Origin of the sequence: Hymenobacter negativus (genome assembly GCF_016056375.1) — a bacterium.
In the GTDB taxonomy this organism is placed as follows: Bacteria; Bacteroidota; Bacteroidia; order Cytophagales; family Hymenobacteraceae; genus Hymenobacter; species Hymenobacter negativus_A.
On record NZ_JAEDAE010000006.1, the window covers coordinates 278,195 to 288,842 of the forward strand.

Here is a 10,648-nt window from a genome sequence, read left to right on the forward strand (position 1 = left end):
CATCTTACCCCGGTTAAATGCAAGGACAGAGTGGCTTTAAACGCTGCCGGGGCCGTTTCTGCCGCTCAGGGGCCTATTTTACCCCACGAGCGGCTATGGGGCCACTTGCAGCCGCACGCCGGCCGACTGCGCGCCAAATTCGGGAGCGTACAGGCATTGCACCTGGCTTAGGCCGCCCGAAAAATCGCCGGCCTGGCTGGCCCGCAGCCGGTACTCAAACACGTGCGTGCCGCGCGGCACTTCGCTCAGGAAAAAGTTGGTAGCCGCGTCACGCGGCGACTCATAATAGCCCAGGCCATTCTGGTAGCGGTAGCCGCTGAGCTGGCCGATGGGCTCGAGGCCGGCAGCGCGCTGGTCCTTGAGGTGCACGTATTCGAGGGCGCGGTCGGTGCGCAGCACGAGGCGCACCACCAGCGCATCGCCGATTCTCAGGGGCGAGGCGGGCGTGAGCTTTTCCAGCACCGGGCCGGCGGCGGTGTGGGTTTCGCGGTAGAGCTGACGCTCCAGGCTGAGCGGCGTGGCGGCAGGCGTCACCTTGTCGATGTCCTCGAAATACTGCCAATAGAGTGCACCCCAGGCCACGCCCGCGTCGGACTTAGTGAGGGTGACTTTGCCTTGCGCGGGCTGCACCTCGGCGCCGGGCCAGCTGGTTTTGAAATAGCCGGTGCCGGCCTGCGCGGCTTCGGGCTTCACGGCCTGGCCGCCCACAGTCATTTGCAGGGGCTGGGCAGGCGTTAGCCAGTCGGTGCCGCGCAGCAGCAGGGCGTAGCAGGCATCGGCGGTGGCGCGGGTGCTTTCCCAGCTGTGGGTCTGCTTCTGTTTCAGCAGCCAGAGCTTCATTTCATCCACCGATTTCTGGTCGTTTTTGACTTCATCGAAGGCTTCGATGAACGTGGCCTGGGTTTCGGTGGGGGCTTCGCGCCAGTAGTAGCCGCCGCGCACTTCCTTCCAGTACATGCCCAGCTCGGGCGAGTGCAGGGCATTTTCCGAAAGGGCCCGCAGGATTTCAGCGGCGGCCGGGGCTTTCGCATCCTGGCGGAACAGGGCCAGCGCCAGTTGCGCTTGCAGGTAGCGCGTCTGGGCGGGCCAGAATTTGGCGGCCTGCTCACGGTAGTAGGCGAAGGCCGTTTTTGAGGCGGTTTCGGCGGACTGGGGCCAGAAGCTGCGGGCGTAGAGGGCCTGGATTTGCAGGTTGTTGAGGTGGTTTTCGGCCAGTTTCACGTTTTTCTGGCGGCGCAGGTCGGCGTAGTCTTTGGCCAGGCTGGCGTCAAGGTAGCGCAGGGCGTTTTGCAGGATGTCGCGGCCCACGGCATCCTTCCCGGCATCGAACGCCCCCAGTTTCTTCAGCTTGCCGAAACCGGCCACGATGAGCTGGGTGATGTACCGGTCCTCCGGCATTTTCTCAAACCACGGGAAGGCCCCGCCGGGCAGCTGCATGCGCTGGAGCTTGAGCAGGGCGCGGCTGGTTTCGCCCTGCAGGCGGGTTTCGTCGAACAGCTCGGTGAGGCGGGCCAGGCGGGCGGTTTCGCTCTGCGCGTCGCGTACCCAAGGCGTTTCCTGGAGCAGCAGGTTTTTCAGTTCCTGGTTTTGGGCCAGCTTGCTTTCGAGGGCGTTTTTCTGAGCGGCGGTGCCATTCTGTGCCTGCCGCGTCCACTCGGCTAGAATGGTTTTGAAGCGCGGGTTCGATTTGAGAATCTGAGCCGCGATGAGGTTGGCGTAGAGGCGGCTGAATACCTGCTCCGAGCACTCGTAGGGGTACTCCATGAGGTAGGGCAAGCTCTGCACGGCGTACCAGGTGGGGTTGGCCGTCATTTCCAGCGTGAGCGAGTAGTTGCGCCGCGTGGGGCTGCTGGTGCTGGTGAGCTTGCTCAGCTCAAATGTGCGGCTGCCGGGGCCGACGATGGGCAGCGGCAGGCTCTCGGTGATGAGAATGCGGTTCGGCAGTACGGGTAGCGTGTTTTCCTCCCCATCGGAGAAAGTGGTAGCAGGCTGCTTGCGCTTGCCTTTTTTGCCTTTTACCTCATCCTGACCACTGGCCTGCGCCACCACCCGGTACGTCACGGCGGCCGGCGCGAAATCACTCGGCAAACTGATTTCCCAGCCCAGCGCGGCGCTCTGGTGCGCGGCGGCCGACACGGCTTGCTGCGCCGGGCCTTTTAGCAGCTGGCTGGTGATATCCTGGCCTGTGGCCGCATCGAGTAGGAACAGCTGCGCGGTGCCGCTGGTGGCGTAGTCGGTTAGGTTCGAGAACTTGGCGGGGAAGGTGAAAGTGTCGCCTTGCCGCAGGAAGCGCGGCGCATTGGGCGTCAGTTGGATTTCCTTCTGCGTCACGAGCTGGCGGGCAAGTTGGCCGCTGTGCAGGGCTTTGTCGTGGGACAGGGCCAGCAGCTGCCAGCGCGTCACGGCCTCGGGCATTTGGAATTCGAGCACTACGTCGCCGTTTTTATCGGTGCGCAGGGCCGGCTGCCAGAAAGCCGTTTCGCGGAAATCGGTGCGAGTTGGGACGGTGGTGAGGTCAGGGGTGGCTGGCTTTGACTTTGGTACGCCAACGCCAGCAACTACTACTTCATTGAGTTGCTTGCCATCAGCAGCCATTGCGGCTGAGGCCATTGGCGCGGGTGCTGCTGATGGCATCCTGAACTTATAGTTTTTAATCATCGGCCCTTTTGAGGCTTCAATTCTCATTTTGCGGTAAAAATCATGGCTCGTTAATTCCCAGCCATTCAATTTGGGATAATCTGTATCGAATAGCTTCTCTGAGCTACTTGACTGGTAAAAAGAGTTAGACCTGAACTCCCCAAAATCCCCCATCCACCCAAACCGCGCCGGATAATATCCCGCGCCCAATTCCAACCCCATGAAGCTGTGCGGCCGGAAAATATCCAGGCTCTGGTCGTAGAGCGTGGCCAATAGCTCGGCATCGGCGGCTTTGCCGTTGGCCTGGTGGATGGTGACGCGCCAGGTTTCGCGCTGGCCAGGCTGCAGTCGGTCACGGAACGTAGCAATGGACAGCTGAAGTGGCTGCGGCTTTTCGGCCACCTGCACGGTGGCATCGTGGCGGTAGAGGCGGTTGTCGCGCACCTGCGTGGTGTGGATGTAGAGCGGGCCAACGGCCGTGGCCGCGCCGCTTTCGATGCTGAGGCGGCGCTGCTCGTTGGCATTTAACGTGAGCCATTCCTGGCGTAGCAGCTTGCCCTCGCGCTCCACTTCCAGCAGGATGCGCGCGCCGGCTTCGCTGCTGCCCAGCAGAACTTCGGTGCGCTGGCCGGGGGCCACGGTATCGGCCAGGGGCACGAACCAATCGGGCGTGACATAGGGCACTGCTGCGGCCTGCGAGTCGTAGAGCGTGAAATCGAGCTTAGCCCGGGCCGAATCGGCTCCGGCGGCGAGGGCTTCGAGGCGGTAGCGGCCGGTGGGCAGCTGGGTGAGGGCGGCTTTCAGGTCCAGCGTGGCGCTGGTTTTGGTGTCGAAGGGCTGCGTTTTCACCAGCTCGGCGGGGGCTTCGTTCGCTTCCGTTTCGGGAGCCGGGCCGGGCACGCCGGCCGGGTTGGGCCGGTAGCGGCGGGCCAGCAGGCGCAACGTACCGGTGGCGGGCAGCGGTTCGCCGGTGGCGTTGGTGCTGAGCAGCTTAATGATAGGCAGATGCTGCTTGTCCACCTCGCTGGGGCCGGTGAGCTGCAGGCTGAGCGGGTTGCGGCCGATGGGCAGGCTGCGGGTGCCGGTGCGGGTTTCGCCGGCCGCGTCGGTCACATCGGCGGTTATCTCGAAGAGGTAGCCCGGCTCCCAGCGGCGGCCAGCCTGCTTGGGCACCAGCGGCGGGGTGAAGGTGATGCTAAACCGGCCCTCGGCATCGGTGGCGGTGGTGCCGTGGGCAATTTCCTGGATGCCCTGCCCCCGGCCCGGCCCGTAGATGCCGCGCCCGCCAAAGCCGTAATCAAACAGCGGAAACAGCTCGCGGCGCGTCACGCGGTAGTTCACCGTGGCCCCGTCGGTGGCCTGCCCGGCGTAGGCACGGGCGCGGCCGTTGATGGTGAGCGGCTGGCCCAGCTGCGGCCGGCCCGGCACCGAGTCGATGCTGACCAGGAAAGTGGGCCGCTTGTAGTCCTCCACCGCGAAATAAAGGCTGCCGTGGTCGGTCTGCAGGCTCATTTGGCCATTCAACAGGCCGGTGGGCAGCACCACTGAGCCGTGAAAGCTGCCGAAATCGGAAGTGGTGAAGGGCAGCGTCTGTACGGTCTGGCCGTTCACGTCCACGAGGCGCACGCTCACTGGCTGGCCCACCAAAGGAAGGCTGATTTCGCGGATGGTTTCGGTGTAAATACCCTTGAAATACACCGTCTGGCCCGGTCGATAAATGGCACGGTCAGTAAACAGAAAGTTCTTGCGGTCAGGTTGCCCGGCGGGGAACTGGTCCGGACGGTAATAGCCAGTTAAATTACTCAGTCGCAATGTGTCGGCCCCACTTTGCAGTGTTGCTGCGGTTAACCGCTCGTCGGCCCGCGTTATTTCCAAAGCGGCTTCGCCATTCGCGGCCGTGCGTTGAACGGCACTCAGGCGGGTGGTGGCTTTGCTGGTTTTGTAATCGTAGCTGTTGTAAATGCCCTGTACTGCTACTCCCGGCAGCGGGGCACCAGTCTTTCTATTCAGCACTAACACGACCGTACCAGCCCGACCAGCGTCCCCCCGACTCACCCCACTCAACTCACTAGCCCCCAAAAACCCATAACTAGTCACCGCGCCTGGCCGTTGCTCTATCGGCCTATCCGCTTGGTTACTAATAATTACCAAGTAATACCCGATAGGCAGCGCCGCTCCCGCCGCCCCGAACTTCTGCTCCTTGTAATCCTGTGGATGCGCAGGCACCGGCACCGCCCAGGCAGCGGCCGGCCCCGCTTTTAAGGCCCGGGCGTAGCGCTGGACCACGCTGCGGTTCCGGGCATCGTACTGACCCGACAGCTCCCACTCCTTCAGCGAAATCCGGTAGGCCCAGGCGTGCAGCTCGGTCACGTTGCAGGCCGTCACATCCAGCCGCCAGGGCTGGTTGGGAATCACAATATCGGCCGCCGAAAAGGTTAATTCGGGTTGTTCAATCTGCGCCCGCAGCTGCCGCGCCCGCGCCGCGCCGCGCGACTTCGGAAACCGAGCCTCGGCCTCCCGCGCCAGGCGTACAGCAGCCACGTTATTGCCAGCCTCACGCGCCGCTTCGGCCCGCCGGGCCATAAACTCCGTGCTGATGGGCAGCATCTTGTACGCCTCGGCCATCCGCACCAGCGCCGGCTCGTACTGCGCGGCCAGGTCGGTGTTCTGCGTGAGTGAATGCAGATAATCAATCCGGCTCAGGTCCACGTCGGCCAGCGCGGACACGTTCTGCGGAGCCAGCTGCTGACGCGAGGCCGTGAGGCGCTGCAACAGGTGCAGCGCGTGTAGCTGGCCGTTCAGCGAGTCGGCCTCCGGGGCCAGCAGGCGCAGCGCGGCAAAATCCTGCGCCGTCCCAAACAGCTTGGGCTCTGTGAGCTGGAACTGCTGCTCGGGCCGGGTCACGTACAGTTCCTGGTTTTTCAGGCCCTCAATGGCGCGCTGGGCCAGCAGGTCGTACAGCGTAGGGCGCAGGGCGCGGCCTTCGGCGTCGCCGCCGGTGGCCAGGTCGCCGAGGTCGGCCAGGGTGGTTTTCAGCTGCTTTTGCGGCTCGTCTTCTACCGACTGGTAGTAGTGCCGCACGATGGCTGCGCCAAGCCGGCCTATGTCCCAGGTGGCGAGGCCGGTGCCGCCGTCGGCGGTTTTCTGGCCGTCGGTGGTCGGCGCAGCCCCGGCTGTGCGCTGGTATATGCGGTAGCGGTTCTGGTTGAGGTAGTTGGTGTACTGCTCGGCCAGCAGCGAATGCAGGATGGCACGGGCCGGAAAGGCGGCCGTTTTCACATCGGCTTCCAGCAGCGCAATGGCCTTTTCGTCAGCGTCTTCTTCTTTGGCTTGCAGCAGGCGGATTTTGTAGAGCAGCGCCCGCACGTAAGCCGCGCTGTTGTTCTCCTTTTTAGCCTGCTGGTAAATGGCTTCCACCAGCGGCGCGGCCGTGGCGGTCTGGTCCTTTTTCAGCAATGCGTCAATCTTCTTCCAGCGGGCGGCGTAGGGGCCGGGCGGCGGGCCGGGAGCGGCAGAGTCGGCACTGAAAATCATGGTCAGCAGCAGGCAGGCAAATAGGAACAAGCGCATAGGCGGGGCGGGCACAGGCAAAGGTTGGAGCCATAAAGATGCCCGGTCCGGCTTTATTGCACAGAGCGGGCCATTTTAGCTCACTTCCCGTCCATAACCGGTGCCGCGTTGGCATTGGCAACCCTTCAAGCCTTGAAATCCTGCCGATTGTCGTGCGTAATCAACGCATCCCTATAACAAGAAAAGCGCCGGGCTTCCCGGCGCTTTGGCAGTTTCTCTCAAAACCTCGTCAAAATCTGCAGGTGGCAAAGCCGCTCCTCAAGCCACCGAAGCGCTGGCCCCCACCGCATTGCCAGCCAGCACGGCCTCGGCCTGGGCAATGTGACGCTGCATGTGCACCACCAGGAATTCAAGCTGGTCGGTAAGCCGTAGCAAAATCAACGGGAATAAGGCGTTGGGAATCCGAATGGCGTTGGCATTCACCTGCCGGGCCAGTAGGGTGAGGCGCAATAGCTCATCCACCTGCCGGCTGAAAACCTCCGTGACCGTGCGCGGCAAGCGGGTGCCCGTGGGCGCATAGCGCTGGGGCGAAGTGTAGGTTTTGACGCTCGCCGGCGTGCGCATGGCATCGATGAATTTCTTGCCCAGATAGCCTTGCTTGGCCACGGCGGCCGGTTTCGAGCCCCGCTCCTGGGCGCGCTTGATGCGGGCCGCGATGCTGGGCAAGTAGTAACCCCCCACAATGTTGAGGTGCTCCAGGCACTGGCCGGCGCTCCAGCGGCTGGGGCTGGGGCGGCGGTTCAGCTCTTCGGCGCTCAGGGGGCGGAAACGCTGCTGCGCCGTCACCCGCAGCACCAACAGGTCATTGGTGAGCTGGTCAAAGAAATCAGAAGTGGCACGAGCGGCAACGGGCATAAAAGCAGAGGCTAACGAGTCGTAAACATACAATTTAGCAGCGGATTCCGAATAATTCACGGTGGATTTCCGCCTTGCCAAGCTCAACATTTGGGTTCGGGCTGGTATCTTGGCTGCATGGTAAAACAATGTTTTTGGTATTGTAGTGCATTGATTGCCTTGGCAACTGCTTTGCACGATGAAGTTCGGGCCCAAGCCGTACCCAATGCCGGCGAACGGGTGGAAAGCCTCGTCACCTTCGGCGCGCAGTCGGACAAGATGTGGGGCGACGATGATTTCACCCAAACCTTCTTCTTCCTCATCCCCGAAAAACAGCGCACGCCAGTCTACATCCGCGTTTTTGACCCCGACTGCGGCGGCAAAAACGATGACCTGAAAGGCGCCGCTAATACCACCACGTCGTTTAGCCTCTACGGCGGCCCGGGCACCTTCAGCGGCCCTCAGGCCCGCGACCCGCGCCCCACCAACCCCACGCCCACTGGCCGCCTGCTCAAGAGCCAGACCTTCGGCAACGAGCCGAAATACGACGGCAAGTGGTACACTTTCGGCCCGCTCAACCCGCTGGAAGGCGAGATGGTGGACGAGTTCAAAGGACACGTTTTCAAGCTGGTGGCCCGCGGCCTGACCGGCAACGACGGCAATCTGTACCGCTACTTTTTCAGTACCAGCCCCACCGAGAACGTGTCGGTGGAAGGCGGCAACGCCTTCACCTACGAGTATTGCTTCCGCCTGCCGGCCACGGCCAGCAAAACCACTGTGCACCTCTACCCCTTCGTGAACGACAAGGTGGTGAGCATCAAGCAAAGCAATTTCGACGCCGACAACGCGGCCACGCTCAACGTGTTCAGCATTGCCAAAAACGGCCAGCCCGGCACCATGAGCGGCGACGGCACCTGGAGCAGCAGCGTCTTCCAGGTTTCGCCCAAGGAGCACGGCCTCAGTCTCGATTTCCGCCTCACCTCCACCAAGCCCGCGCCCAACGACATGGTGTTCTACGTGACCGACCAATACGAAACCGCCATGCCGTTTTTTGCTATTCCGCTGGGCGGCCCGCCCCGTTACCAGTACGACATCAACGTGAAAGTGCACCGGTAAGCAGTTCGCTTTCGCAGAAATTCAGTGCATAAAAAAGGCCCGTCGATTAACCGACGGGCCTTTTTTATGCACTGAATTTTAGCTCATTGCTTTATTCATCGGCCTCTCCATTGCGGCCGGCGTTGCGTCTCGGGGCGCCGTGGTCAGCGCTGTCCTCGTCGCCGGTTCGGTTTTCCTGACGGGCCGCCGAGCCGTAGTTGTGAGCGGTGTCTTCGGCGCGTTGCTCCCCCTTGGCGGGCGAGCCAGCGGTGCTGCCGGCTTTGCTGTCGTCGTAGGCATCATTATAGGAGCCGCCGCGCGAGCCAATGCCCTGGCCAGCGTCGCCCTTATTGGCTTCGGGTTGCGTGTAGCCGTTGCGCTCGCTGCCGGTGTTGTTGTCAGGCACGCTGTTGGGTTGGTTGCGGCCCCGGTCGCCGTAGCCCTGACCGCGCTGGTTGGCCATCTCGGGCTGATTGGTGGAATAGGTGCCGGAATCGTGGCGGCCTTCCTTCTCGTTGGCACCACCCTCGGCAGGCATATAATCTGTTGTCTCGTTGCGGTGTTCGCCTTCGGCAACATTTCCGGTGCGCTGGCCAGAGGCATCGCCGGAGCGGAGCGACGTGTGGCCGTAATCAGCCGCAAAACCAGAGTCGACGCTTTTGGGTGAGCCATTATCGTTGAATCGCGGGTTACTACCATTACCCATCGAGTTTGTCGTGGTGCCGGCTTCGAAACCGTATTCGGTGCGGCGGTCGGGGCGGGCGTCGCGGCCGTCGTAGCTGCGGTAGGCGTTGTCCTGCTCGCCGGGGCGGCCGGGGCCGCCGTAGTAGTTGTCCTCGGCGGTGTTGTTGGGCTCGTAATCGGCCAGGCGGTTCTGGTTACCAAAGCCGCCGTGGGTAGTGCCGCCCAGGTCCTGCGCGCCAAACTCGCCCCGGTTGGGGTCGCTGTCTTGGTTTTCGCGGCGGTCCTGGTCGTGGTAGCTGCCCTGGGTGCTGTTGCCAAAGTTGCCGCCGTAGGAGCCTTCCGGCACCAGGTGGGCGGGGTCGGCGGCTTTGTTTTCCTGGGGCTGGCCGTCGGTGTCCACCGCGCCTTGCGCCATGCTGGTTTCGGCGTCTGCTAGCGCTTCGCTTGTCACCGGGACTGGGGTAGCGTGGCTGGTGGGTGGGCCACCGGGCTGGCCCACGCCTTCGCCGGGCCGGGTGTGCTTGGTGGCCGTGTTGCCCACCGGCCCGTCGATGCGGTTGCCGGCGATGTCGTTGGGCTCGGTATTCAGGTTTTCTTCGGCGTTGGTCATGGCGGTGGGCTGATGAGTGAGCGTTGGGGAAAGCATTAGCCAAGGGCTGCTCACCTATACGCACCACTGAACCCGTTGTTTTCAACGCCCTTCAGGCACCGGGCGGGGTGGGGTTTTCGGCAGTGCCATTTTACCTTTGCCCGGCAGCGGCCCGCCGCGCACCAATTCCTGGCCCATTGCCAGCCGGCTGCAGCGCAGCAAAACCCGATTCATTTTACCCTTACCTCACGCTCTATGCTTACCGGCACCGTTAAGTTTTACAACGACACCAAAGGCTTCGGCTTCATCATTGCCGACGACAATCAGGAAGAAATCTTCGTGCACCAAACCGGCCTCATCCACGAAATCCAAGAAGGTGACCGGGTGCAGTTCAATATCAAAGCCGGCAAGAAAGGCCCTAACGCCGTGGACGTTACCCGCGTGCAATAACATTGAAGCGCTGGTATCAGGCAGTTTGTAATTAGACCGCCAACGCAGCGTTATCTATTCAGAAAGCAAAAGGCCGGCCCCACATCATGCGGGGCCGGCCTTTTGCTTTTCGGGCACTTTTAAACCAACTATTTCTTTGCCACATGCTTAGCCACCCGCACCCCCACGGCCATGAGGCCGGGTAGCTGGTCTTGGCGCATGTACTGCTCCAGGGTCAGGGTGTAGTTGCCGGGCTTGGCAAAGTGCTGGTTGGGCAGCGCCAGGGCTTGCAGGTCGTAGATGTCGCCAGTGCCGCTGCCTTTGGGTTCGCCGGTTTTGGGGTCCATCAGCAAGATTTGGTGCAATAGCGGCGGGCCAGCCGGGCCAGCAGGACCAGTCAGCGTATGCTTCACATACAGGTTGTAAAATCCATAAGCCGAAGCAAACCGGACGTTGAAAAACACGTCATAGCGCGCCGTGGTATCTTCAATTGCAAAGGTGAAAGCGGGCTTCTGCTGCACGTCCCACGAGTATTTGGGGAAGTCCGTATTCTGCTCAAAAACCCGGTTGGGGTCGCAGGCCGTGAGCAGACTCAGGAGCCCACCCATCACAGCCAACTTCCATGCAAAACGCTGATTCATATTACTAAATGGCATTCAAAAACAAAACAGCGTTGATTTAAGAGCCGGCTGGAGCCGGGGCAGCGCTGGGCACGGCGCCACCTTCGCCGGCCGGGCCACGGCCACCGCGGCGGTTGCGGCCGCCTCGGCCTTCGCGGCGCTCGCCACCTTCGGCGCGGCGCTCACCACC

At 62.4% G+C, this 10,648-nt stretch carries 6 protein-coding genes; 2 read left to right on the plus strand and 4 right to left on the minus strand.

Translation table 11 applies throughout. From position 1 onward, the window contains the following. Nucleotides 1-93 precede the first annotated feature (93 nt). Together I7X13_RS14695 and I7X13_RS14700 are read right to left on the minus strand one after the other, a co-directional pair. Nucleotides 94-6,207: an alpha-2-macroglobulin family protein gene (locus tag I7X13_RS14695; protein WP_198076066.1), complete on the minus strand. Its 6,114-nt coding sequence runs from the start codon at nucleotides 6,205-6,207 to the stop codon at nucleotides 94-96. A 258-nt stretch (nucleotides 6,208-6,465) separates the two neighbouring features. After that, a complete protein-coding gene (locus I7X13_RS14700; RefSeq protein ID WP_198069226.1) occupies nucleotides 6,466-7,062 on the minus strand; it encodes a DinB family protein in 597 nt (198 codons plus the stop codon). Between the two features lie 159 nt (nucleotides 7,063-7,221). On the opposite strand from I7X13_RS14700, the gene I7X13_RS14705 reads away from it, so the two are divergent. Next, nucleotides 7,222-8,157: a hypothetical protein gene (locus tag I7X13_RS14705; RefSeq protein ID WP_198069227.1), complete on the plus strand. Its 936-nt coding sequence runs from the start codon at nucleotides 7,222-7,224 to the stop codon at nucleotides 8,155-8,157. Between the two features lie 91 nt (nucleotides 8,158-8,248). Here I7X13_RS14705 and I7X13_RS14710 read toward each other — a convergent pair whose 3' ends face one another. Then, nucleotides 8,249-9,430 (minus strand): hypothetical protein, encoded by a 1,182-nt coding sequence (locus tag I7X13_RS14710; protein ID WP_198076067.1) that lies wholly within the window; start codon nucleotides 9,428-9,430, stop codon nucleotides 8,249-8,251. Between the two features lie 234 nt (nucleotides 9,431-9,664). On the opposite strand from I7X13_RS14710, the gene I7X13_RS14715 reads away from it, so the two are divergent. Further along, nucleotides 9,665-9,859: a cold-shock protein gene (locus tag I7X13_RS14715; protein WP_198069229.1), complete on the plus strand. Its 195-nt coding sequence runs from the start codon at nucleotides 9,665-9,667 to the stop codon at nucleotides 9,857-9,859. A 128-nt stretch (nucleotides 9,860-9,987) separates the two neighbouring features. On the opposite strand, the gene I7X13_RS14720 is transcribed toward I7X13_RS14715, so the two are convergent. Next, on the minus strand, nucleotides 9,988-10,479 hold the full coding sequence (locus I7X13_RS14720; RefSeq protein ID WP_233454797.1) for a gliding motility lipoprotein GldH: 492 nt from the start codon (nucleotides 10,477-10,479) through the stop codon (nucleotides 9,988-9,990). Between the last annotated feature and the right edge of the window lie 169 nt (nucleotides 10,480-10,648).

What these genes read in the sequence shown, in the direction of transcription:
- I7X13_RS14695 (WP_198076066.1), bottom strand. Translation starts at nt 6,207, where the DNA reads ATGCGCTTGTTCCTATTTGCCTGCCTGCTGCTGACCATGATTTTCAGT.
- I7X13_RS14700 (WP_198069226.1), bottom strand. Translation starts at nt 7,062, where the DNA reads ATGCCCGTTGCCGCTCGTGCCACTTCTGATTTCTTTGACCAGCTCACC.
- I7X13_RS14710 (WP_198076067.1), bottom strand. Translation starts at nt 9,430, where the DNA reads ATGACCAACGCCGAAGAAAACCTGAATACCGAGCCCAACGACATCGCC.
- I7X13_RS14715 (WP_198069229.1), top strand. Translation starts at nt 9,665, where the DNA reads ATGCTTACCGGCACCGTTAAGTTTTACAACGACACCAAAGGCTTCGGC.
- I7X13_RS14720 (WP_233454797.1), bottom strand. Translation starts at nt 10,479, where the DNA reads ATGAATCAGCGTTTTGCATGGAAGTTGGCTGTGATGGGTGGGCTCCTG.